Origin of the sequence: Streptomyces sp. NPDC048560 (assembly GCF_040650955.1) — a bacterium.
Lineage (GTDB): Bacteria > Actinomycetota > Actinomycetes > Streptomycetales > Streptomycetaceae > Streptomyces.
This window is the reverse complement of record NZ_JBEZIJ010000007.1, coordinates 112581-136362: the sequence shown is the minus strand read 5'-3', so window position 1 is coordinate 136362 and position 23782 is coordinate 112581. Positions and strand designations below refer to the sequence as shown.

General features: G+C 71.6%; 17 protein-coding genes. 4 read left to right on the top strand and 13 right to left on the bottom strand.

Features of this window, described 5'->3' with window-relative positions:
• The first annotated feature begins 48 nt into the window (after positions 1–48).
• Positions 49–1908: a protein kinase gene (locus tag AB0C82_RS19860; protein ID WP_362843508.1), complete on the top strand. Its 1860-nt coding sequence runs from the start codon at positions 49–51 to the stop codon at positions 1906–1908.
• 166 nt (positions 1909–2074) lie between these two features.
• On the opposite strand, the gene AB0C82_RS19855 is transcribed toward AB0C82_RS19860, so the two are convergent.
• Complete coding sequence (locus AB0C82_RS19855) at positions 2075–3559, bottom strand: penicillin-binding transpeptidase domain-containing protein (RefSeq protein ID WP_362843506.1); 1485 nt, start codon at positions 3557–3559, stop codon at positions 2075–2077.
• Between the two features lie 296 nt (positions 3560–3855).
• On the opposite strand from AB0C82_RS19855, the gene AB0C82_RS19850 reads away from it, so the two are divergent.
• Positions 3856–5367 carry a M4 family metallopeptidase gene (locus AB0C82_RS19850; RefSeq protein ID WP_362844204.1) on the top strand — a complete coding sequence of 504 codons (1512 nt, stop codon included), beginning with the start codon at positions 3856–3858 and terminating at the stop codon, positions 5365–5367.
• 69 nt (positions 5368–5436) lie between these two features.
• Here the strand turns inward: AB0C82_RS19850 and AB0C82_RS19845 are convergent, their stop codons facing one another.
• Complete coding sequence (locus AB0C82_RS19845; RefSeq protein WP_362843504.1) at positions 5437–6282, bottom strand: LLM class F420-dependent oxidoreductase; 846 nt, start codon at positions 6280–6282, stop codon at positions 5437–5439.
• 162 nt (positions 6283–6444) lie between these two features.
• Between AB0C82_RS19845 and AB0C82_RS19840 the strand changes: the two genes are divergently transcribed.
• A complete protein-coding gene (locus AB0C82_RS19840; RefSeq protein ID WP_362843501.1) occupies positions 6445–7335 on the top strand; it encodes a DUF4344 domain-containing metallopeptidase in 891 nt (296 codons plus the stop codon).
• Positions 7336–7365: 30 nt separating this feature from the next.
• Here the strand turns inward: AB0C82_RS19840 and AB0C82_RS19835 are convergent, their stop codons facing one another.
• Entirely contained in the window at positions 7366–10170 is a 2805-nt protein-coding gene (locus AB0C82_RS19835; RefSeq protein ID WP_362843498.1) for a GNAT family N-acetyltransferase, read from the bottom strand.
• A gap of 114 nt (positions 10171–10284) precedes the next feature.
• On the opposite strand from AB0C82_RS19835, the gene AB0C82_RS19830 reads away from it, so the two are divergent.
• Positions 10285–11016, top strand: coding sequence for a siderophore-interacting protein (locus AB0C82_RS19830; RefSeq protein WP_362843496.1), 732 nt, complete (start codon positions 10285–10287; stop codon positions 11014–11016).
• Positions 11017–11057: 41 nt separating this feature from the next.
• Here the strand turns inward: AB0C82_RS19830 and AB0C82_RS19825 are convergent, their stop codons facing one another.
• The 10 genes from AB0C82_RS19825 to AB0C82_RS19780 form a co-directional block, all read right to left on the bottom strand.
• A complete protein-coding gene (locus tag AB0C82_RS19825) occupies positions 11058–12623 on the bottom strand; it encodes an APC family permease (RefSeq protein ID WP_362843493.1) in 1566 nt (521 codons plus the stop codon).
• Positions 12624–12869: 246 nt separating this feature from the next.
• Positions 12870–14333, bottom strand: a complete 1464-nt coding sequence (locus AB0C82_RS19820) for an aldehyde dehydrogenase family protein (protein ID WP_362843491.1) — start codon at positions 14331–14333, stop codon at positions 12870–12872.
• A complete protein-coding gene (locus AB0C82_RS19815) occupies positions 14330–16069 on the bottom strand; it encodes a D-aminoacylase (protein WP_362843488.1) in 1740 nt (579 codons plus the stop codon). The genes AB0C82_RS19820 and AB0C82_RS19815 overlap by 4 nt, the downstream gene beginning before the upstream one ends.
• Positions 16070–16407: 338 nt before the next feature.
• On the bottom strand, positions 16408–17538 hold the full coding sequence (locus AB0C82_RS19810; RefSeq protein ID WP_362843485.1) for an LLM class flavin-dependent oxidoreductase: 1131 nt from the start codon (positions 17536–17538) through the stop codon (positions 16408–16410).
• A gap of 98 nt (positions 17539–17636) precedes the next feature.
• On the bottom strand, positions 17637–18422 hold the full coding sequence (locus AB0C82_RS19805; protein ID WP_362843482.1) for a glucose 1-dehydrogenase: 786 nt from the start codon (positions 18420–18422) through the stop codon (positions 17637–17639).
• An 11-nt stretch (positions 18423–18433) separates the two neighbouring features.
• Complete coding sequence (locus AB0C82_RS19800) at positions 18434–19378, bottom strand: LLM class F420-dependent oxidoreductase (protein ID WP_362843479.1); 945 nt, start codon at positions 19376–19378, stop codon at positions 18434–18436.
• A 368-nt stretch (positions 19379–19746) separates the two neighbouring features.
• Positions 19747–20592 (bottom strand): M23 family metallopeptidase, encoded by an 846-nt coding sequence (locus AB0C82_RS19795; RefSeq protein ID WP_362843476.1) that lies wholly within the window; start codon positions 20590–20592, stop codon positions 19747–19749.
• Positions 20593–20815: 223 nt separating this feature from the next.
• Positions 20816–21472 carry a class I SAM-dependent methyltransferase gene (locus AB0C82_RS19790; protein ID WP_362843474.1) on the bottom strand — a complete coding sequence of 219 codons (657 nt, stop codon included), beginning with the start codon at positions 21470–21472 and terminating at the stop codon, positions 20816–20818.
• Positions 21469–21681 (bottom strand): hypothetical protein, encoded by a 213-nt coding sequence (locus AB0C82_RS19785; protein WP_362843471.1) that lies wholly within the window; start codon positions 21679–21681, stop codon positions 21469–21471. The genes AB0C82_RS19790 and AB0C82_RS19785 overlap by 4 nt, the downstream gene beginning before the upstream one ends.
• Before the next feature lie 105 nt (positions 21682–21786).
• The gene (locus AB0C82_RS19780; RefSeq protein ID WP_362843469.1) at positions 21787–23706 is read right to left on the bottom strand and encodes an AMP-dependent synthetase/ligase; all 1920 of its coding nucleotides are present in this window, start codon (positions 23704–23706) and stop codon (positions 21787–21789) included.
• Positions 23707–23782 lie beyond the last annotated feature (76 nt).

Here is a 23782-nt window from a genome sequence, read left to right as displayed (position 1 = left end):
CTTCTAGAGTAGATTTCTAGAAACTGATTCCAATTCTACGGGGCTGACGTGTTCGAGCTGGAGGGCAGCGGGGCCGAACCGCTGGAAGCGGGCGACCCGCAAAGGATCGGGTCCATACCGCTCGCGGGGCGACTCGGGGCCGGTGGCATGGGGCGGGTCTACCTCGGCGTCCACGAGGGCCGTTACGTGGCCGTCAAGCAGTTACTCTCCTCGGTCGTCGGCGAGGACGGCGACTTCCTGCGCCGGTTCGGGCACGAGCTCGACAACCTGGCCCGGCTGCCCGCCGAGGCCACTGCGCCGCTGCTCGCGAGCGACCGCACGGCGATGCCTCCGTGGTTCGCCACGGCGTACGTCCCCGGGCTCACCCTGCGACAGGCAGTCGAGCTGCACGGCGGCCCGCTGCCCGCGCGCTCCCTGTGGCTGCTGCTCCGGGAGACGGCGAGCGCACTGGCGTCGGTGCACGCGCTGGACATGGTTCACCGGGACATCAAACCGTCCAACGTCATGCTGACCCTCCACGGGCTCACCCTCATCGACTTCGGCGTCGCCCGGGCCACCGAGCAGAGCCAGCTGACCAGGACCGGCATGGTCGTGGGAACACCCGCCTACATGGCACCCGAACAGGCTTCGGGGTCACGGGGCCTGAGCGGCGCGACCGACGTGTTCGCGCTCGCCTCGGCGCTCACGTACGCCGCGTGCGGCCGGCCGCCCTTCGGCGAGGACTCGGGTCACGGCGTGCTCTACCGCATCGTGCACGAACAGCCCGACCTCGGTCCGTTGCGGGACCTGGACCCGGATCTGGCCGACCTCGTCGCGGCCTGCCTGGACAAGGATCCCGACGGTCGTCCGACCGCCGCCGAGATCCTTGGACAGGTCGCGCGGAAGGGGCCGTTCACCGGACCGCTGTGGCCCGCCGTCGTCTCGGAGCGCCTGGCGGCACGGGCCGCCTTCGCCGCGACCACGCAGAAGACCGACACACCGACCGTCCCGCTCAAGGGCAAGAAGCCGGACTCGACGCCGGAGCCCGGCCCGGCCCCCGGCAGCGCCGGGCGCCCCGAGCGCCGCCGCAAGCGCGCCTTCCTCGCCGTCGTCCCCGTCGTCGTCACGGTGGGCGGCACGACCCTCGCTCTCCAGCTCCTCCCGTACGTCTCCTCGCCCGGTGCCACGGAGAAGACCGGCCCGTCGGCCTCCGCCTCCGCACCGGCCGCCCCCGGGGGCGCGTCGGGCACCTCGGGCGGTGGCCCGTCCGGCCCGGCGTCCCCGGGCGCGTCGCCGAGCGGGGGCGGGGAGAAGGACGGAGACAAGGCGGGCGACGGGGACGAGGGCAAGGCAGGGGGCAAGGAGACCGGCGGGGAGGGCGGCGCGGAGGGCGGCGGAGGCGCTGAGCGGGTCGGGGCAGGCGGAGCGGACGGCTCCCGGACCGCGGACGGCGGCGCCGGGACCGGCGACGACGGCTCGGGCGATGACGGGGGCTCCGGCGACTCCGGCGCGGCCGCCTCTTCCGGCGGGGGCGGCCCTGCCCCCTCCTCGGCGGCGCCGCCGCCCGCCTCCGGCACCTATCGCTACCGCAACGGCGACACCGACGGCTGCGTCACCCAGACGTACGGGGGCTCGGACCTCGGCTCCTGCACGGACTCGACCGCGCGGTGGACCACGCGGAGCCGCTCGGACGGCAGTTTCCAGCTCGTCAACCAGCAGACCGGGCAGTGCCTGTACGCCAACATGCTCGGCCAGGCGGTCTTCGTGGGCGACTGCGCCCAGGACGCCGGCCGGATCTGGCGTACCAGTTCGGGCGGCCGGCTCCTGAGCGTCTTCAACGGCGGCTGCCTCGACCTGGGCACGACCAGTTTCCTGGTGACGTCGAACTGCGCAGGAGAGGCGTCACAGCGCTGGACGAGGGAGAGCTAGCGCGGCGGCGCCGTACCACCGAGAGCCAGTGCCGTGCCGGGCGAGGGGAAGCCGGGAGCGGCACTTACGGGGGGGGAGAGTCCCAGGGTGGCGCCGGCCGGGCGAACCCGGCCGGCGCCGTACGAGGGAGGCCCTGGGGCTCCGCTGGGGAAGTAGGCCGGGGGGCCTACTTCCCCAGCACCGCCTTCATCACGTTCCTCGCGATCGGGGCACCGAGCCCGCCACCGGAGATGTCCTCGCGGGAGATGTCCATCGCCGTCGGGTCGATGAAGACCGCGACCGCGACCGACTGCCCGTCGGGCTTCTTGCCGTACGAGACGAACCAGCCGTACGGGACTTCCTTGCGCACGTCCACACCGCGCTGCGCGGTGCCGGTCTTGCCGCCGACCGTCACACCGTCGATCAGGGCGCGCTGGGCGCTGCCCTCCTTGGCGGTGAACTCCATCATCTCCTGGACCTTCTTGGCGGTCTCCTCGGAGACGGCCTGGCTCATGAGCTGCGGCTCGTTCTGCTCCAGGGAGGAGACGTCGGGGCCACGGAGTTCGTCGACGATGTACGGCTGCATCAGCTTGCCGTTGTTGGCCATGGCCGCCGTGACCATCGCCATCTGCATCGGGGTGCTGGTGAGGGAGCCCTGGCCCATACCGGTCAGCGCGGTGCCCGGCTTGTCCAGTTCCTCCGGGTAGAGGCTCTTCGTGGCGAGCATGTCGCCGAAGTCCTCGGAGTAGACGTCGGAGTTGAAGCCGAACTTCTCCGCCGTCTCCCGCATCTTGTCGTCGCCCAGCTTGGCCGCCGCGTCGAGGAAGACGTTGTTGCAGGAGAACTGCATGGCCACCTTCAGGGACGCGTTGTTGCAGGCCGCGTCCCCCGCCTCACTGCTGATCTTGTTCGAGGAGAGGGGGAGCTGGTAGGGCGAGGCCGCGTCCGTCTTCGCGTCGACGTCCGTGACGACCCCGTGCTCCAGGGCGGCGGCGGCCGTGAGGATCTTGAAGGTGGAGCCGGGCGGGAAGGTCTCGCGCAGGGGCCGGTTGGCCAGCGGCTTGCCCTTGTCCTTCACGAGCGCCTGGAACCTGTCGCCCTCCTTGAAGGAGTTGCCGGCGAAGACCGCGGGATCGTACGAGGGGGTCGAGGCCAGCGCGAGGACCTTGCCGGTTGCCGGGTCGAGGGCGACGACCGCCCCCCGGGCGTCGATGTCGGTCAGCCCCTTGTACGCGGCCTCCTGCGCCTTGCGGTCGATGGTCGTGATCACATCGCCGCCCCGCCGCGGCTCGCCGGTGAGGATGTCCTTGGCGTGCCGGAAGGCGAACCGCTCGTCCTGGCCGCTGAGCACCTGGTCGTACGTCTTCTCCAGGAGCGACATGCCCTGCGCCTGGGAGGCGTAACCGGTGATCGGGGCGTACATCGGCCCGTCCTTGAACGTCCGCCGGTACTTGAACTCGGCGCCGGCCACGGCCTTCGAACCGGTCACCGCCTTGCCGCCGACGATGATGTCACCGCGCGGGGTGGCGAACTGCGTGATCTTGACGCGCCGGTTGTGCTCGTGGTTCGCGAGCTCCTCGCGCTCGGCGAACTGCAGCCAGTTCGAGCGCAGCAGCAGGGCAAGCATCAACAGCCCGCAGAAGATGGCGATGTGCCGCAGCGGCCTGTTCAATGGCTCCCCCAACTCCCAGGCGGCCGCTCACGGCGGTGAGGCGGTCCGCGCTTCGATCTCCAGTGTTGAAGGATGCCACTTCGGTTCACCCGGTTGCAGCGGGAGGGGTTCACCCGGTCGCGGATACCGGGCTTTGTCCGGCTATGACCGCACCCTCAAGGTCAAAAGTTTGTCAGGTCTCTGTCACGAACGTTCATTCGGTGCCATCGTCACCGGCGCACCCCCCACGAACCGAGTGAAGGAGAGACCGCGTGAGAACCACGCTGCGTGCTGCGGCACTTGTCGCCTCTGCCGCCATGGCTGTCGTCGCCGTACAGGGCGCCCCCGCCAGCGCCGACTCCACGGCCGCCGACCGCGAGGCCGGGGCCACCGCACTTCCGCTCAGCGCCTCCGCCAGGGCAGCCGCCATCAAGGACGCGCAGGCCGGGGCCGGGGCCACGGCGCGGAAGCTCGGGCTCGGCTCCCAGGAGGAGCTGGCCGTCCGCGACGTGATCAAGGACGCCGACGGCACCGTGCACACACGGTACGAGCGGACCTACGACGGCCTTCCGGTCCTCGGTGGCGACCTCGTCACCCACACCCGCAAGGACGGTTCGCTCAAGGGTGTCTCCCGCGCGCACGCCGCGAAGATCTCCCTCGCGACGACGACGGCCGCCGTCGCGGCGGCCCCGGGCTCGCGCAAGGTCGTCTGGGCGGCGGACGGCAAGCCGGTCCTCGCCCACGAGACCGTGGTCACGGGCACCCAGGCCGACGGCACCCCGAGCGAGCTGCACGTCGTCACCGATGCGACGAGCGGCAAGAAGCTCTACTCGTACGAGGGCGTCCACAACGGGTCGGGGACGAGCCAGTACAGCGGTTCCGTGACGCTGGGCACCACGCTGAGCGGCTCCACGTACAACCTCACCGACGCGGGCCGCGGCGGGCACAGGACGTACGACCTCAACGGCGGCACGTCGGGCACGGGCACCCTCTTCACCGACGCGGACGACGTCTGGGGCAGCGGCACCCCCGCCAACCGCCAGACGGCCGCTGTCGACGCCGCCTACGGCGCCGGTGTGACCTGGGACTTCTACAAGTCGGAGTTCGGCCGCAACGGCATCGCGGGCGACGGCAGGGCCGCCTACTCGCGCGTCCACTACGGAAACGCGTACGTCAACGCGTTCTGGTCCGACAACTGCTTCTGCATGACGTACGGCGACGGCGCCGGCAACCTCAAGCCGCTCACCTCGCTGGACGTCGCCGCGCACGAGATGACCCACGGGCTCACCGCGGCCACCGCCGGCCTGAAGTACAGCCGGGAGTCGGGCGGTCTCAACGAGGCCACCAGCGACATCCTGGGCACCTCGGTGGAGTTCTACGCCGACAACTCCTCCGACGCCGGTGACTACCTCATCGGCGAGAAGATCGACATCCGCGGCAACGGGACACCGCTGCGCTACATGGACCGCCCCAGCCGGGACGGCTCGTCGGCGGACTACTGGTCGCGGACGGTCGGCAGGCTCGACGTGCACTACTCGTCGGGCCCGGCCAACCACTTCTTCTACCTGCTGTCCGAGGGCAGCGGCGCGAAGACGGTCAACGGCGTCGCGTACGACTCCCCGACCGCCGACGGCTCCACCGTGACGGGCATCGGCCGGGACAAGGCCTACAAGATCTGGTACAAGGCCCTGTCCACCTACATGACCTCCTCGACCGACTACGCGGGCGCCCGTGCGGCGACCCTGCAGGCGGCGGGCGACCTGTACGGGGCGGGAAGCGCCGAGCAGCAGGGCGTGACCTCGGCCTGGAACGCGATCAACGTGAAGTAGCACGGACGCGACGGAGAACACGGCAGGGGCCGGACCGCACCCGCGGTCCGGCCCCTGTCCCGTGCCCCCTTACAGGTACGCCGCGTAGGCGTCGAGCACCCGCAGCACACCGGGGGCGGGCTCCGGCGGGAGCTGGAGGACGACCTCCTCGATGCCCAGATCCGCGTAGTGCGCCAGCTTCCCCGGGTTCGGAAGGACCGCGTACGGCACGACCTGGAGGTGCTGCGGGTCCCGGCCCGCCGCCTCCCAGACCCTTCGCAGTTCCGGTACGGACTCCGAGAGGCCGCGTCCACCGATCGGCAGCCAGCCGTCCGCGCACTCCGCGATCCGCGCGAACAGCTTCGGCCCGGCGGCGCCGCCGATCAGGGTGCGCGGCCCGGTCGCAGAACCGCGCGGCTTCTGGACCGGCTTCGGATACGCCAGGCTCGCCCGCACCGCGCCGAACTCGCCCTCGTACGCCGTCGGCTCGTCCGCCCACAGCGCCCGCATCAGGGCCAGCCGGTCGTAGCCCAGCGCCCGCCGCGTCGACCAGCCGACCCCGTGGTCGGCGGCCTCCTCGGCGTTCCAGCCGAAGCCGAGGCCGAGGGTGAAACGGCCGCCGGAGAGATGGTCGAGCGTGGCGATCTGCTTGGCCAGATCGATCGGGTCGTGCTGGGCGATCAGCGTGATACCGGTCCCGAGCGCGAGGCGTTCCGTCACGGCGGCCGCCTGGCCCAGCGCCACGAAGGGGTCCAGCGTCCTGCCGTACTCGGCGGGCAGGTCGCCGCCCGCCGGGTACGGCGACTCCCGGCTCACCGGAATGTGGGTGTGCTCGGGCAGATACAGCCCGGCGAACCCCCGCTGCTCCAGTTCACGCGCGAGCGCGACCGGGGTGATCGTCTCGTCGGTGAGGAAGATCGTTGTGGCGAGCCTCATGCGAAGGCACCTCCGTCGTCGGCCGGTGGGGCTCAAACGTATGCCGTCGCGTTCTCCGGGGCCGGGCGTTCACCCGAACGGCCGCCGAGGGGTGGCCCTTCCCGGTGGTGTCCCGGACCGTCGTGGAGGGACCGATCGCCGATCGTGAGGGGCTGAGTTTCGATGCGAACCCGGGCACGGACCTGGAACGGCACGTGGAGCGGGGCGCCGACCGGTGCGCGGGCGGCGCGGCGGGCGGCCGGGGCGGCGGTGCTGGCCGCGGTGCTGGGCCTGACATCGGCGGCCTGCTCGTCCGGCGGCGCTCAGGGCGGCGGCGCGGCCGAGGCCTCCGCGGACGTGGCGGCGGCCCAGGCGAGGGCCGCGGCTCCGGCGGGCAAGGGCGAGCTGGTCGTCTCGTACACGCAGGGGCTGACGACGGCCGACCGGGAGACCGAGGCGCTCCTGCGCGGGAACAAGGCGCTGGAAGGCATCGCCGACTATGTGAACCGCCGCGTCGCACTCCCCTACGACGTGCCCGTCGAGGCGAAGAGCTGCGGTACGACGGACGCGTACTGGGACCCGACGACGCGGGCGATCACGTACTGCTACGAGCTCCTGGAACGGGTCGAACCGGCCTTCGGGGCGTCCGACGCCGCCGGCCTCGTCGGCCTGACGCAGGGCGTCGTCGTGCACGAGCTGGGCCACGGACTCATCGCGATGAACGGCCTGTCGTTCGAGGGGGACGAGGAGGAGGCCGTGAACCAGCTCTCCGCCCTGATCCTCACCTCGGGCGACGACGACACGAAGCTCGTCACCGGCATCGCGGACGGCTGGGCGGTGATGGCCGGCCAGGGCCCGCAGAGCGACACCCGGACCGCGTTCGCCGAGGACCACGCCGTGGGCCGGGCGCAGTTCCAGGCGTGGGCCTGCTGGGTCTACGGCTCGGACCCCGAGGGGTACGCGGGTCTGGTCGGCCCGGACATGCTGCCCGAGAAGCGGAGCAAGGGCTGCGTGAAGGCGTACGAGAACGTGGCGAAGACCTGGGACAAGGCCCTTGAGCCGATTCTCAAGTGACCTGGGTGACCTTGCCCGAGGCCTGCGGCCCTAGACGGTGGCGGGCCTCCGCAGGAACGCCAGCCGCGCCCGCTTCTCCGGCTTCTCGACTTCCGGGCCCAGCTCGAAGCCGGCTCTGACCATCCGGGCGATCGCCCGCTCGTTGCGCGCGTCGGGCTCGACGACGACGCGCAGGTGCGCCGGATCGCTGAAGACGTAGCCGACGAAGACGGAGAGCAGACCGCCGGTGAAGCCCGGCTGCGCGGTGTCGCCGGGGCCTATGAGGAGGTGCACGCCGTAGTCACCGGGCTGCACCTCGTAGCACTCGCCGAGCGGGTCCTCCGCCGGGTCGTACGTCTGGAAGATCGCGACCGGGACGTCGCCCCGGAGGGCCAGGAAGCCGTGGTGCGTGGTCAGCGAGTCCAGGAAGGTGTAGGCCTCCAGGACCTCTTCGCGGCTGTAGTCGGTCATGCCCCAGAAGCGGGCCCGCTCCTCGGAGACCCAGCCGTGGATCAGGTCGATGTCGGCGGCCGGGTCGATGGCGACGAGACGTACGGTCCCGAGGCCGTCGGCCTCCTGCTCGTACACGGTCTCGCGCTGGGCCGGGACGGAGGCGCGGGCGGCTGCGGTCACTTCGGTTGTCTCCTCGGGTCGGTCGCGGTGCGGCTCGTCGGGCCGGTCGCGGTGCAGCAGGTTCCAGTCGGTGACGACGGGGGCGAGCTCTCCCCGTGTCCAGAGCGGCAGCTGGTCACGGTGGTGGGCGTCGCCGGGAATCCCGGACGCCCCGTACGGGGTCACCCACAGGCTGTCCTCGCGGCGCGCCAGGTCCCATACGTAACGGGCGGCCGGGCCGCGGGCGCTGCGGTCGGTGATGCCGGGAACGCTGGAGGTGGACAGCACGCAGTCGTGGTCGCCCGCCAGTCCCGGCCGGCTCGCCCCGGGGTCGGGATCGGCGCCCGGCCACGCCTGCCAGGGCGCGAGGCGGTGCACCTCGCCCCAGGGCGGGGGCGGGTTCCCGTCGCCGTACCGGGCCGCGACGGCCTCCACGGCCCCGGTCACCGCCGCCAGCCGGTCCTCGTACGGGAAGAGCTGATGGCCGATCAGCGTCTCCAGGGCGTACCCGACCCTCGGGACGGCGGCGAGCCAGGGGAGGAACAGTTCGGGGTGGGCGCCGCTGCGGACGGGATCGGCCTCGCCCGTCACGGCGGCGAGTGCGGGGTGGGCCGCCAGACGGTGCACCACCTCCGCGCGCAGCGCCGAGTACAGCGTGGCGTCCGTGCTGTCCGCGTCCATGTGGCGGTCCCAGCGCAGCAGCCTGGCGCGCAGACCGGACGCCTCGGGGCCGATCTCCGCTCCGGACGTCTCCGCCAGCAGTGCCAACAGCGGCCGGGCGGAGGCGAGATGGGTGTCGATGTGCACACCGGCCATGCCCTTGGCGGTCCATCGCTCCTGGCCGTCGAGCAGCTCACGGATGCGGTCGGCCCGGTGCGCGGGGGCGAACTCGACGCCGAGCGGGGCGGCCAGTCCGCGCTCGTTGGCCATGACCGCCGTACCGGTGGCATCGGCGCCGGACCCGCTCCGCGGCATGGGCGCGTGGCGGCCGCGCCAGGCGTACGCGGGGTCGTGGGCGGGGACGACGCGCAGCTGGTTGTCGCGGGGGCGCAGCGGTACGTACCCGGCGACGCGGTGCAGGGTCGCACCGGTCGTGTCGGCGGCGAGCACCACGTTGACGGGCTCGACCCAGCCGTCGAGTGCGGTGTCGAGGTCGGCGACGGTGCGGGCCCTCAGGAGCGCGGGCAGCACCTCGAAGCCGAGCTCACCGGTGACGCGGGGCGGGTAGCGGAGTGCGAGGGGGGACGCGTCGGGCGCGGAGTCCGGGCCTCCGGCGATCACCGGGCCGCGTGCGGTCTCGACGATCTCGACCGTCACCGGCTCGCCGCCCGCCACCGTGATCGTCTCGGTGTGCGCGGTGGCCGTCTCCCAGCCCTCGGGGCCGAGCGCTTCGACGCCGCCGTCCGGCGTACGCCGCAACTGCTCGCGGTACAGGTCCTGGTAGTCGGCCATCGCGTTGGTGATGGCCCAGGCGACGCCGCCGGTGTGGCCGAAGTGGGCGAGGCCGGGGACGCCGGGGACCGCGAGGCCCACGACGTCGAACTCGGGGCAGGCCAGGCGGATCTGCTGGTAGACGCCCGGGTCCTCGATGAAGCGGTGCGGGTCGCCCGCGACGACGGGGGCGCCGGAGACGGTGCGCTCCCCGGTGAGGAGCCAGCCGTTGCTGCCGGAGGTGCCGGGGCCGTCGGTGGCGAAGAGGGTGATCGCGTCGTCCCCGAGCCTTCGGGCGACCTCTTCGCGCCAGAGCTTCGTGGGGAAGCCGGCGAACAGGATGTGGGTGGAGAGCCACACGCCGAGCGGTGTCCACGGCTCCCACCGGCCGGGAGCGAGCCCGGTGGCGGCGAACTCCGGTGCCCGAGTGGCCGCTTCGCCGAGTCCGGCGTTCACCCCGTCGACGTACGCGCTCACCCAGGCGGCCGTTCCGGGGTCGGTGCGGGACAGCCGGTCGAAGCAGTTGCGGGCGGTGTCCGCCAGCCGGGCCTGCCGGGCGAACCGGTCCCAGGCGAGCGCGTCTTCGCCGAGGAAGGCGGCCGTGGTGCCCTGGAGCCGGTGGCGTTCGGTCTCCAGCTGCCAGGCGCGGTCGGTCGCCGCGTTGTGGCCCTGCGCGCGGGCGAGTGCGAGAGCGCTGCCCGCCCGCAGATGGGGTATCCCCCAGTCGTCCCTGAAGACGTCGAAGCCCGTCCCGTCGTCACCGAAGGCGTCGAAACCCGCCGCCGCGGCCGTTGATCCGCCCACAGTCCCCATCCCCACTCCCGAGCGCCGCTTCCCGGCGCTTTCCGGCCACTCCCCAGCCCCCGCAATTTAGGTTAGCCTAACCTAAAGGGTATTTCGGGGCAGGGGACAGGGAAGGGAGCAGTCGTGGGTCATGGCTGGGAGGGCGTCGTCCTCAAGCTGATGCGGGGACGCGATTTCACGTTCACCGTAACGGGGGCCGAGCAGGTCACCGAGGACTTCCACCGGGTGCACATGAAGGACGGCGGGCTGCTTGCCGCCACCGGTGGCGCACACCCGACGATGTGGGTGCGCATCTGGTTCGACGCCGCCGGGAAGCCGCACCAGCGCGCCTACACGCTGGTCGACCCGGACCCGGTCGCGGGAACGTTCAGCCTGGAGTTCGCGCTCCACGACGGTGTCGCGAGCGACTGGGCCCGTGCGGCCAAGCCGGGCGACACCATCGACGCGACGCTCCAGGGCACCACGTTCAGTCTCCCGGAGCCCGGCCCCGCCCGGCTCTTCGTGATCGGCGACGCCGCGTCCCTCCCCGCGATCAACTCGCTGCTGGACGCGATCCCGCAGACCCCGGCGACGATCTGGTTCGAGACGACGCACGCCTCCGACGAGAAGCTGCCGTTCCGCCTGGACCCGGCCCACCACACGCTGCACAGGGTCCCCCGCCGAGACGCGGGCGCGCACCTGGTCGCCGAGGTGAAGGCGGCCCTGCCGGACCTGCTCGGCGACGACCGGTCCGACGCGTACGTCTGGATCGCCTGCGACACGGCGACGACCAGGACCCTGGGCGCGTACGCCCGTAAGGACCTGGCCGTCCCCAAGGACCGTGTGAACGCCCTGGGTTACTGGCGCGCGGCCTGAGCCCCGCCGGGCCCGCGGCAAGCGGGCCCGGCAGCGCCGCCTCAGTCCGCGACGACCAGCGCCGGGGTCTCCCGGCCGAGCACCTCGCCGCGGAAGAACGCGGGGCTGCGGCGCTCCATGAGGACCATCAGGACACCGCCGAGGAGCAGCAGTCCGACGGCGATGACGTAGACGGATCCGACACCGAGGACCGAGGAGCCGGAGCCGTACGCCGGGTCCCACATGTCGTACAGGGTCTTGCCGAAGACCGCGGTCAGCAGGATGCCGCCGAGGACCGGGCACAGGCCCTTGTAGACGAAGTCGCGCACCGAACGGAACAGTTCGGCGCGGAAGTACCAGGCGCACGCGAACGCCGTGATCGAGTAGTAGAAGCAGATCATGAGGCCGAGCGCGTAGATCGTGTCGACGAGGACGTTCTCACTGACCAGCGTCATGACCGTGTAGAAGGTGCCGGTCGCGACGCCCGCCGTGACCGTCGCACGGCCCGGGGTCCTGAAGCGCGGGTGGACCTTGGCGTACGAGGCGGGGAGTGCCTCGTACGAGGACATCGCCAGCACCGTACGGGCCACCGGGATGAACGTGGTCTGCAGGCTCGCCGCGGCCGACGCCAGGACCGCGACGAAGAGCAGGATGCCGAGGCCGGGACCCATGACCGGGCCCGCGAGCGCGGCGAAGACGTTGTCGGATGTGTCCGGGTTGGCGAGGCCGAGGCCGGTGTCGCCGGAGCCGACCATCATCTGCGCGGCGATGCCTGTGGCCAGGTAGGAGCCGACGAGGACGACCATCGCGATCAGGGCGGCGCGGCCGGGGGTCTTCGCGCTGCCGACGGTCTCCTCGTTCGTCGTCATGCAGGCGTCCCAGCCCCAGTACATGAAGATCGAGAGCGAGAGTCCGGCCGTGAAGGCGGCGAAGGACTGGACGGCGAACGGGTTCATCCAGGACCAGGAGAAGTCCGGCCCCGTGTCGAACGCGCCGCTGCCGGCCTTCTGGAAGGCCATCGCGACGAAGACGGCGAGAACCACGAGCTGGAGGCCGACCAGGGCGTACTGGATGCCCTTCGTCGCCGTCATGCCCCGGTAGCTGATCGCCGTGGCGGCGGCGATCAGGACGAGACAGGTGAGGATGTGGACGGGCTTGCTGTCGTCCAGGGCGGCGACCGCTTCGCTGCCGCTGATCTCGCCCGCCAGGAGCCAGAAGTACGAGGTGGCGACACCCGCCAGGTTCGACAGGACGATGATCGTCGCGATGACCAGGCCCCAGCCGCACATCCAGCCGACGCGCGGCCCGAACGCCTTCACCGTCCAGGTGAAGGAGGTGCCGCAGTCCGGCATGACCTTGTTGAGCTCGCGGTAGGCGAAGGCGACCAGCAGCATCGGCAGGAAGCCCGCGAGGAAGACGGCGGGCATCTGCACACCGACCTCTCCGGCGGTGGCGCCGAGCGTGGAGGTCAGGCAGTACACGGGGGCGACGGTCGAGACGCCGATGACGGCGCTGCCCATCAGGCCCACGGAGTTGCCGCCGAGGCCCTTGCCGCGAACACCGCCGTCGGCAGGGGTGGTTCCCCGTACCGTGTCTCCGGCCTGTGGCCGCGCGTCCAGCTGAGTCATGAGGAGGACGTTAGGCGCTGCGATATCCACATCCGGAGGGTGAGACTCCACCGTCTCACCCTTTGATTGAATGTGAATGACGGCTTAAGTGTTGAGGAATTCAAGGCACAGGAGGCTCAACGCCTCTCGATGATTGCTCCACGAGCACACGCAGTCGCGTACGGGAACCGTAGCCCTGTCCGCTTCATCCCGATTCAAAACTTTCCCGTGCCTGTCCGCATTGCGAACAGGCACGGCGCTCGGTGCTCACCCCGGCCAGACGATCGCCTGTGTCTCGCTGTACGCGTGCAGGGCGTACGAGCCCACGTCCCGCCCCACCCCGCTCCGCTTGAACCCGCCGAACGGCGCCTCCATGTTCCGGCCGACGGTGTTCACGCCGACCCCGCCCGCGCGCAGCCGGCCGGCGATCCGGAAGGCCCGGGCCACGTCGCCGGACCAGACGTAGTCGAGCAGCCCGTAGTCGCTGTCGTTGGCGAGGGCGATGCCCTCCTCCTCGTCGTCGAACGGGACGACCACGACGACCGGTCCGAAGATCTCCTCCCGCACGACGCGCATGTCGTTCGTGCAGTCGGCGAGAAGGGTGGGGGCGACGTAGAAACCGCGGTCGAGACCGGCCGGGCGGGCACCGCCCGCGACGACCCGGGCCCCCTCCTTCCGGCCGAGCTCGACGTACGACTCGACGCGGTCGCGGTGGGCGGCGGAGATGACGGGACCCACGACGGTGCCCCGCGCGGTCGGATCCCCCACCTTCAGACGGCCCGCGTACGCCGCCAGCTTCCCCACCAGCGCGTCGTACACCCCGCGCTGCGCCAGCACCCGGGTCGGCGCCGTGCAGATCTGGCCGCTGTAGAACGAGAACGTCGTACCGATGCCCGCCACCGCCGAGTCCAGGTCGGCGTCGTCCAGGACCAGCGCGGCCCCCTTGCCGCCCAGCTCCATCAGCTGCCGCTTCATCGAGCGCCCGCACACCTCGGCGATGCGCTGCCCGACCGCGGTCGAACCGGTGAAGCTGACCATGTCCACATCGGGTGAGTCGACGGCGGCCTCCCCCGCGCCCGGCCCCGAACCCGTCACCACGTTGACGACCCCCGGCGGGATGCCGGCCTCTTCGAGGGCGGCGGCCATCGCGTAGACGGAGAGCGGGTCCTGCGGGGCGGGCTTCACCAGCACCGTGTTGCCCATGGCGAGCGCGGGGGCGATCTTCCCCGCCGCGTTGGCCCAGGGGTTGTTGTACGAGGTGATGCACGTGACGACCCCGACCGGCCGGCGCACGGCGAGCGCGCCGAACACACCGGCACGCCCCATCGGCCCCGCCTCGTTGATCTGCGGGCGCACGGCCTCCTCGACCGGCTCCAGCGCCCCCTTCGCGTACCGCCGGAAGCGGGCCGCGCCGACGGCCACCTGCATCCCGGCGGCCGTACCCGTGGTCGCGCCGCTCTCCGCCGATGCGAGCGCGGTGTGTGCGGCGGCGTCCCGCTGGATGATCAGGGCCGCCCGGGCCAGGATCTCCGCCCGGTCCTCGGGACGGCTCCGCGACCAGTCCCCGAAGGCCTCACGGGCGGCCGCCGCCGCCGCGTACACCTGCGCGCGGTCGGCCTCGGGAGCCAGCCCGACGACGCCTTCCGTCGCCGGATCGATCACCTCGTAGTGTCCGTGGCCGGGCTCGACCCACTCCCCGCCCACGAACAGACGCTGCTCCCTGTCCCTCATGCGGTGCTCACCGTCCGGGTGTCCCGGCCGGACCGCAGGACGGTGCCGGGCACCGCGCCGGTCACCTTGTCGTCGCGCAGGGTCTCGACGCCGTTGACGCGGACGGACACGATGCCGATCGCCTTGGAGTCCAGGCGCGGGCTGTCCCCCGGCAGATCGTGGACGAGGGTGGCGGGGCCGGCGTCGATGCGCTCGGGATCGAAGAGGACGAGGTCGGCGTGGAACCCTTCCCGCACCCGCCCCCGCTCCCGCAGGCCGAAGAGCCGCGCCGGGTCGTCGGTGAGCATCCTGACGGCCTCCGTCAGCGGCAGCAGCTTCCGGCCGCGCAGACAGTCGCCGAGGAAGCGTGTGGTGTAGGGGGCTCCGCACATCCGGTCGAGGTGGGCGCCCGCGTCGGACCCGCCGAGCAGGACGTCCTCGTGCTCCCAGGTCCGCCTGCGCAGCTCCCAGGAGGCCGGGTCGTTGTCGGAGGGCATGGGCCACAGCACCGTACGCAGCTCGTCCGCGGCGCAGATCTCGACGAGGCAGTGGAAGGGGTCGAGGCCGCGTTCGGCGGCGATGTCGTCGACGACGCGTCCGCCGAGTCCCTCGTTCGCCGCGCTGTACGTGTCCCCGATGACGTACCGGCCGAAGTGCGCGAGGCGCCGGAAGACTCCGGCCTCCTTGCTGTCGGCGCGGCGGAGCATCTCGGCCCGGGTTCCGGCGTCACGCAGCCGCTCGATGCGCTCGGGGACGGGGAGGGCGAGGATCTCGCCCCAGCCGGGGATGAGGTTGAGGGCGCAGAAGGTACCGAGCGACATGTTCATCGGCGTGAGGATCGGCATGGTGAGGGCGACGATCCGGCCGCCCGCGCGGCGGGCCCGCTCGCTGGGTAGCAACTGGCGGGGTACACGTTCGGGGACTGCGGCGTCGATGGTGAGCACGTTCCAGTTGAGGGGCCGCCCGGCAGCGGCCGTCATGTCCACGAACAACTCGATCTCGTCGTCGGAGAACTGGTCGAGGCACCCCGCGACGATCGCCTCCAGCTGGGTGCCCTCGTGCTCCCCGACGGCCCGGGAGAGGGCCAGCAACTCCTCGGGCAGCGCGTGCCGGGACGCGACGGGCTGCCCGTCGCCGTCGGAGTGGGTGGAGGACTGGGTGGTGGACAGCCCCCAGGCACCGGCGTCCATGGCGTCGTGAAGCAACGCGACCATGGCGGCCAGCTGCTCCCCGCTGGGCTGCCCGCCCACCGCGTCCGGCCCCATCACATGCCGGCGCAGGGCGCAGTGCCCGACCATGAACCCGGCGTTGACGGCGATCCGCCCGTCGAGGGCGTCGAGGTACTCCCCGAATCCGGACCAGGTCCAGTCGACGCCCTCTTCGAGCGCGGCGAGTGCCATGCCCTCGACCCGCGACATCATGCGCCGCGTGTAGTCGGCGTCCTCGGGCCGGTCGGGGTGGAGCGGGGCGAGCGTGAACCCGCAGTTGCCCCCGGCGACGGTGGTGACGCCGTGGTTCATGGAGGGTGTGGCGTACGGGTCCCAGAAGAGCTGGGCGTCGTAGTGCGTATGCGGATCGACGAAGCCGGGCGCGAGCACGAGTCCGGTGGCGTCCTCGCTGGTCACGGCGTCCTCGGTGAGCGTGCCCGGCTCGGCGATGACGGCGACACGGCCGTCGCGGATGCCGACGTCGGCGGTGTACGCGGGAGCGCCGGTGCCGTCCACGACGGTCGCTCCGCGGATGAGGTGGTCGAGCATGACGCTTCCCTTCGTGGTGGGTGTGCCGCCGGGGTGCGTACGAGTTGGCCGCGATACGCACCCCGACGACGAGGACGACGACCCGGGAAGACGCCGCCCGGCATGGGGGTGGGGGGAGTTGCTGCGGGGGGGGTAACGGGGGTTTGCCGGGTGCTGGGGTGGGGTGGGAGCTCGTGGGTGGCGCCGGTGCGGGCTGAGACGCGGCAACGCGGCCCCGCCGGCGTTCGAGGCGCGGGGGCCCGGGGCGGAGCCCCGGTTCGGGAAGGGACGGGCCGGGGAACGCCCGCCGCAGGCGGCCCCCCGACGTACCCCCCGCCTCACACCCCGCCGCCCACCGCCTACGCTCCGCCCGCCCCCGCCCGGAACCGGCTCGTCCGGTGCACCGGGTCCGTGTCGATCTTCGGAATCACGTGCTCACCGATCAACTTGATCGAGTTCATCGTGTCCGACGGCGAGATCCCGATGGGCAGCCCGAAGCTCAACTGATCCGCCCCCGCCTGCTCCCACCGCCGGCACTGCTTCAGCACCTCGTCCGGATCGCCGCAGATCATCAGCTCCTCGGCGATGAGCAGCTCGATGATCTCCGCGGAGTACTCCGGCAGCAGCTCCGGCCACTCCGGCACCCCCTCCGGCCGGGGGAAGGTGTCGTGGTAGCGGAACAGCAGCGACTGCAGATAGTTCAGCCCGCCGCTCACCGCGATCTCCACGGCCTTCTCGTGCGTCTCCGCACAGATCGCCGTGGACGTCACCATCACGTTGTCGTTGACGAAGTCCCCGACCGGCCGGGCCTCCTTCACCGCCGTCTTGTACGACTCGACGACCCACTCCATGTCCGCGACCTTCTGCACGCTGAAGCCCAGGACGCCGAGCCCCTTCTTCGCCGCCATGGCGTACGAGGACGGCGAACCGGCGGCGTACCACATCGCCGGGTGCGAGGCCCCGTACGGCTTCGGCAGGATCTTCCGCGGCGGCAACGACCAGTGCTTGCCCTGGAAGCCGACGTACTCGTCCTGGAGCCACATCTTGGGGAACTCGGCGATGGTCTCCTCCCAGAGCTCCTTCGTGTGGTTCATGTCGGTGATGCCCGGCATGAAGCCCAGGATCTCGTGGCTGCCCGCCCCCCGCCCTGTGCCGAACTCGAAGCGCCCCTCCGACAGGTGGTCGAGCATGGCGACCTTCTCCGCCACCTTCACCGGGTGGTTCACGGGGGCGAGCGGATTGAAGATGCCGGACCCCAGATGAATCCGGTCGGTGGCGTGCGCGAGGTAGCCCAGGTACACGTCGTTGGCGGAGAGGTGCGAGTACTCCTCCAGGAAGTGGTGCTCGGAGGCCCAGGCGTACTTGAAGCCGGACTTGTCCGCCTGGATGACGTACTCGGTCTCCTCGATCAGTGCCTTGTGCTCTGCCTCGGGGTCGGCCTTGGCGCGCGCGGCAGGCACGTACCCCTGCACAAAGAGCCCGAATTCCACGGAGGTTCACCGTCCTCAGTCATTTCTGACACACCGTCAGTTCACGATGCGACCGACTGTTCCACCGACCACCCGACCCGTCAATACCTGACGCCTCGTCAGAAAAGGCTGACCCCGGCCAGCCATCCCCCGTCGATGACGAACGGCTGCCCGGTGATGTACGAGGAGTCCTCGGAGGTCAGGAACAGCGCGAGCGCCGCCACCTCGTCCGGCCGTCCGATCCGCCCGAGCGGCACGAGCTTGCGGTACAGCTCGGCCACCGCCGCACCCGTCTCGTCCGGGTCGGCCGCCGGATCCAGGGCGGAGGGATTGGTCATCGGCGTGTCCACCGCCCCGGGGCACACGGCGTTGACCCGTATCCCCTTGGCCGCCAGCTCCAGCGCCGCCACCCTCGTGAGCCCCACGACCGCGTGCTTGGTCGCCGCATAGGCACCCACGAAGGCCATCCCGGTGAGCCCGGTGTACGAGGCCGTGTTGACGATCGTCCCGCCGCCCGCCGCCTCGATCTCCGGCGCGACGGTCTTGATCCCGAGGAAGGCCCCCACCTGGTTGACCTGCACGATCTGCTGGAACTCCGCCAGCGGCGTGTTCACCAGCTCGTTGAAGCGCAGGATCCCGGCGTTGTTGACCAGCCCGTCGACCTTCCCGAAAGCCGCCTTCGCGTCCTCCACCGCGGCCTCCCACTCCCCCTCCTGGCTCACGTCCAGGTGCACGAACCGCGCGGACCCGTCCCCCAGCTCCTTGGCCAGGGCCTCTCCCTGCGCGTCGAGCACGTCGGCGATCACCACGCGCGCCCCTTCCGCGACGAAGAGCCGTGCCTCCTGCTCGCCCTGTCCGCGCGCCGCACCGGTGATGATCACGACCCGCCCGTCCAGCTTGCCCATGCCCGGTCTCCCTACCTGTCGAGATGAGGTGCGACCTCGGCGGCGAACGCCGCCATCTGGTCGGTGAGTTCGCTACGGCTCCGGCTGCGGAAGCGCACCTGGATCTGATGGACGCCCATCGCCGCGTACTCCCGCAGCGACTCGGCGATCACCTCCGGCTTCCCTGTGAGGGCGCGCCTGCCGACGGCCCAGTCCGGCTCGCCCACGTACAACGGCTCGGTGATCGCCCCGACGACGATCGGCTCCCGCACCCCCGCCTCCTCTCGCAGGGCGAGCAGCCGGGCGATCTGCGCGGGCAGCCTGCTTCTGGGATCGCCCTGGGGCAGCCACCCGTCACCCCGCACGGCCGCCCGCCGGACGGCGGCGGGCGAGGACCCGCCGACCCAGACGGGTACCCGCTCCTGCGCGGGGCGCGGCAGCTGGCCGAGCCCGCCGAAGGCGAACCGTTCCCCGGTGAACTCCGGATACTCCGCCGGTCCCAGCGCGGCCTTCAGCGCGTCGATGCTCTCGTCCAGCAGACCCCCGCGCCCGTCGAAGTCCACGCCGAGCGCCTCGAACTCCTCCCGCACGTGCCCGGCCCCGACCCCGAGGATCAGGCGCCCACCACTGAGGTGGTCGAGCGTGGCGTACTGCTTGGCGGTGACGAGCGGATGCCGCAGCCCCACGACGGCGACATGGCTCATGAGCAGGACCCGCTCGGTGACCCCCGCGAGAAAGGCCAGGGTGGCGACGGGGTCGTACCAGACCGTGCTCATGGCCTCGGCGAGCCGCGGCGGCACACCGACGTGGTCACAGCAGGCCAGATAGCCGAACCCTGCCCGGTCGGCGGTGCGCGCGATCGCGACGAGATCGGCGGGGGTGGCCCCGGCCTCCCACCTCTCCGCATAGATGGTGCTCTGCGACTGAATCGGCAGCTGCATTCCGTACGACAGCGGCCCGGCGGACGATATCGGCACCGACCGGCCTCCTTCCCCAATTGCCCTGACGCCCCGTCACATGACGGACGGGCGGGGCCATCGTCGTACCTGACGCACCATCAGGCAAGGGGGTCACGGGCTGAGGGCCCGACGAAGGGCGACGGCCTCCGGGCGGGGGAGGAGAGGGTGGCGATCAACGCAACCCCTGCTCCGCGATCACCGGATCACGAGGGAGCGACCCCGGCGAACCGTTCACGCCGGGGCACGTGGGGCGGAGCCGGCTCGCTGGGTGCGGGGATCGGAGCACCGCCGGACCGGATCCCGCCCGGACGTCCGCCCGTCGTTGTGGACGGGCGGACGTCACGGACGGGGGCTGTCCGCGCAGCCGGTGCAACACCGGGTCCGGATCAGCAGTTCGGGATGACCGTGCCGTTGTTGTCGCGGGCCTCGTCGTTGCCCCAGCGGGAGAGGTAGTACGCCGAGACGTAGGCCCCGTAGCCGTTCTTGCCCGCGTAGACCGTGTCCAGGTCCGTCTTCAGCCACCAGTGGTTGTAGCTGCCGCCCGAGCCGATCTGCTGGCCCCACACCTTGCAGTAGACGTAGTTCGTCCCCGCGTTGAGGACGCCCTGGGCGTCGTTCGTGTTGGCTGCGGCGTAACCGGTGGCGTTGGCGAAGGTGTCGACCCAGTACTTGCCGCCACCGCCTCCACCGCAGCCGTTGTCACTGGTCAGGTACCGGCTGTAGTACGAACCGGGGTACGGGGCGAGCGACTGGCCGTTGATCACGATGCTCTGGCCGACGCCGTTGTACAGCTGCTCGTAGTGGATGTGCGCGCCCGAGCTGTTGCCGGTCGAGCCGGTCACGCCGATCTGCTGGCCCTGGGAGACCTGGGCTCCGTTGGCGACGGAGTAGGAGGCCAGGTGGAAGTAGTACGTCTTCCAGCCACCGCCGTGGTCGACGGCGATGTAGTTGCCCGCGCCGGTCGGCTGGGAGTAGCGGTAGGCGGTGCCGCCCGCGGAGGCGAGGACGGCCGAGCCCGCCGTGGCTCCGCCGTCCGTGCGGACGAAGTCGAGCGCCTGTCTGACCTCGGCGGAGTGGTGGCTGTAGGTCCACTGCTGGCCGCAGCCGAACGGTGCCTTGAAGTTCGGTGCCGCGGCGGCGGGGGTCGCCGTGGCCGTGACGGCGAGCAGGCCGGCGAGGAGGGAGAGCAGGGCGAGCAGAGAGAGACGTATCGAGCCTGTACGTGTGCGCATTCGTCCTCCGGGTCGAGACGTGAGAGCGGTGCGGAACATCAAGCGGAACATCAAGCGGAACAAGGAGCCGGGCATCGGGCGGGCATCGGTGGGGCGTCGAGCCGGGCATCAATCCGCGTTGAACGGACTTAAGAGTGCCGGAGCTTCGGCTTCACCACTAGACCCCGAACGCCCCAGGAGACCCAGAGGGTGTGCCCTGCCCGGCGCACCCTCTGCCGGTGCGTCAGCTCTGATGCCAGACCAGCGTGTAGCGCCAGAACAGACGACGGCGCAGCCGGGCGCCCGGCAGAACCTGACGGGCGCCGCGCGCGATGTCGCGGAAGCCCATGGCCGCCGGCCGGGTGGGGGCGGTCATCGACACCGGCCGTGGCCGCGTGCGCCCCTTGTTCCTGATCCAGGCCATGGCGATGTTCATCGGAATGGCGACGGCGCCGAGGAGGTGATCGCCGGCCGACTCCGCGCGGGCGACTCCGACCACGACCAGGGTTCCGCCCGGGGCCAGGTGCCGGCGGAAGAGGGCGAGGGCTTCGCCGAACGGCAGATGGTGAAGCGTGGCGACGCACGTGATGACGTCGTACGGGCCTGCCGGGAGATCGGTCAGCGCGTCCCCGACGGTGAAGGTGACCGGAGCGGCTGACCCGGTGCGTTCCCGTGCCCGGGCGACGATCGTGGGGTCGGCGTCGACACCCCGCACGCGTCCCGCGCGTGCGGCGAGGAGCCGGGCCAGGTCCCCGCTGCCGGACCCGACGTCCAGGGCACTGTCGAAGCGCCCGGGGAGCTGCCGCAGGATCCAGCGATGGTAGTGGGCGTTGTGGTCCCACGGGTGGGCGGCGTGGAAGCGTTCAAGTGCCCGGAGAACACGGGGCGGCAGTGTCGTCACGGCAGAAGTCCGCGGTGGCCCGAGGCAGCGGCTGCGCAGCCGTCGGGCAGGGCGACGAAGTCCGCTGCCGTCCTCATCGGCTGAAGCGGCCACGGGGACGCCCGGTCGCGCCAGGCCGATGGCGCGCACGTGAGACCTGCGGCCCGCCAGGCGGGCAGCCGGCCGGTGAGTGCGGCTGCGGCTTCGTCGAGGTCCATCACGCGGTCCATGACGTGATTATCGCGATGCCGGGGCGCCCGGCACCGGGAACGGGCGTCTGACGGAGGGCGGGCCCGGTTCCGGCCGGGCCCGCCCGTCAGCACCTCGGCGCGGCCCTACTTCCGGTAGAGCGTCTCTATCTCCGCCTCGAAGTCCCTCGCGATCGCGTCCCGCTTCAGCTTCAGGGACGGCGTCAGATGGCCGCTCTCCTCGGTGAAGTCCGCGGGCAGGATGGTGAACTTGCGGATCGACTCGGCGCGCGACACCAGCCGGTTCGCCTCGTCGACCGCGCGTTGCAGCGCGCCGCGCAGTTCCTCGTCGTTCACGAGGTCCCGCAGGGGGATGTCCTGCTTCTTGCGCATCTGGCGCCAGTGCGCGAGGCCGTCCGGCTCCAGGGTGATCAGGGCGGTGATGAACGAACGGTTGTCGCCGACCACCATGCACTGGCCGACCAGCGGATGGGCCCGCAGCCAGTCCTCCAGCGGTGCCGGGGTGACGTTCTTGCCGCCCGTCGTGATGATGATGTCCTTCTTGCGGCCGGTGATCGTGAGGTAGCCGTCCTCGTCGAGCGCGCCCAGGTCTCCGGTGGCGAACCAGCCGTCGTCCAGGTACGGGACCGCCGTCCCGCGCTCCGCGTCCCAGTAGCCCTGGAACACCTGGCCGCCGCTCAGCAGGATCTCCCCGTCGTCCGCGATCCGTACGGCGGTGCCCGGCAGCGGCCAGCCCACCGTGCCGAGGCGGGGTTTGAGGGGCGGGGTCACCGTGTGGGCGGCGGTGGTCTCCGTCAAGCCGTACCCCTCGAAGATCTCGATGCCGGCGCCCGCGTAGAACGCTGCGAGGCGGTGACCCAGCGGGGAGCCGCCGCAGATCGCGTACCGCACGTGGCCGCCGAGCGCCGTCCTGATACGCCGGTAGACCAGCGGGTCGTAGAGCGCGCGGGCCATGCGCAGGCCGAGGCCCGGGCCGGGGCCCGTGCCGTGTTCGGCGGCCTCGACCGCCTCGCCGTAGCGCCGGGCGATGCGGGCGGCCCGGTCGAAGGACGAGGCCCGGCCCATCTTCTCGGCCGTGGCCCGGCCGGTGTTGTACACCTTCTCCAGCACGTACGGGATGGCCAGCAGGAACGACGGCTTGAAGCCGGCGAGGTCGGCCAGCAGGTCCTCGGTCTGGATGGAGGGCGCGTGTCCCAGTCGCACCCTCGCCCGCATACACCCGATGGCGACCATCCGGCCGAAGACGTGGGAGAGGGGAAGGAAGAGGAGCGTGGACGCGGGGTACTTGGAGACGGACTTGAAGACCGGGTGGAGCAGCTCGATGGCGTTGTCCACCTCGGCGAAGAAGTTGCCGTGGGTGAGGACGCAGCCCTTGGGGCGGCCCGTGGTGCCCGAGGTGTAGATCAGGGTCGCCGGGGTGTCCGGTCCGAGAGCCGCCCGGCGGGCGGTGACGGCCTCGTCCGGCACGTCCCTGCCGAGGGTCTTGAGCCTGCCGATGGACCCGGTGTCGAACTGCCACAGATGCGCGAGGTCGCCGAGCTGCTTACGCTCCTGGCTGATCACCCGCGCCTGTTCGGTCGTCTCGACTGCGCAGGCGACGACGCCGGCGTCCTGGAGGATCCAGCGCGCCTGGAACGCGGAGGAGGTCGGGTAGATGGGGACGGTGACAAGACCCGCGGCCCAGGAGGCGAAGTCGAGCAGCGTCCACTCGTAGGTCGTACGGGCCATGATCGCGACCCGGTCGCCCGCTCGCAGGCCCTCGGCGATCAGCCCCTTGGCCACGGCGGTCACCTCGTCGGCGAACTCGGCGGCCGTCACGTCCTGCCAGCTGTCGTCGGACTGCTTGCGGCTGAGCACCGCATCGGCGGGTGCCTCGCGGGCGTTGAGGTACGGGATCTCGGCGAGCGAGCCCCGGCGGACGGGCGGGGCGAAGGCCGGTACGGAGACCTCTCGTACGGTTCCGTCGGCCGCCCTGACCTTGGTCGGCTCGACGAGAACGGGGCGGGAGGGGTCGACGGGGGCGGGGGCGGAGTCTGGCGTCGGCACGTGCGGCTCCTCATCGGGGTGGGGCGGGGGCGGGTGGCCGCCGGGTCCCTCCGGCGGCCGGGTCGTCCTCGGTCGG

Excerpts from the sequence above, each read along its gene's own strand:
- AB0C82_RS19795 (WP_362843476.1), bottom strand. The coding sequence starts at position 20,592 with ATGCGCACACGTACAGGCTCGATACGTCTCTCTCTGCTCGCCCTGCTC.
- AB0C82_RS19805 (WP_362843482.1), bottom strand. The coding sequence starts at position 18,422 with ATGGGCAAGCTGGACGGGCGGGTCGTGATCATCACCGGTGCGGCGCGC.
- AB0C82_RS19785 (WP_362843471.1), bottom strand. The coding sequence starts at position 21,681 with ATGGACCGCGTGATGGACCTCGACGAAGCCGCAGCCGCACTCACCGGC.
- AB0C82_RS19850 (WP_362844204.1), top strand. The coding sequence starts at position 3,856 with ATGGCTGTCGTCGCCGTACAGGGCGCCCCCGCCAGCGCCGACTCCACG.
- AB0C82_RS19835 (WP_362843498.1), bottom strand. The coding sequence starts at position 10,170 with ATGGGGACTGTGGGCGGATCAACGGCCGCGGCGGCGGGTTTCGACGCC.
- AB0C82_RS19840 (WP_362843501.1), top strand. The coding sequence starts at position 6,445 with ATGCGAACCCGGGCACGGACCTGGAACGGCACGTGGAGCGGGGCGCCG.
- AB0C82_RS19845 (WP_362843504.1), bottom strand. The coding sequence starts at position 6,282 with ATGAGGCTCGCCACAACGATCTTCCTCACCGACGAGACGATCACCCCG.
- AB0C82_RS19820 (WP_362843491.1), bottom strand. The coding sequence starts at position 14,333 with ATGAGGGACAGGGAGCAGCGTCTGTTCGTGGGCGGGGAGTGGGTCGAG.
- AB0C82_RS19825 (WP_362843493.1), bottom strand. The coding sequence starts at position 12,623 with ATGACTCAGCTGGACGCGCGGCCACAGGCCGGAGACACGGTACGGGGA.
- AB0C82_RS19815 (WP_362843488.1), bottom strand. The coding sequence starts at position 16,069 with ATGCTCGACCACCTCATCCGCGGAGCGACCGTCGTGGACGGCACCGGC.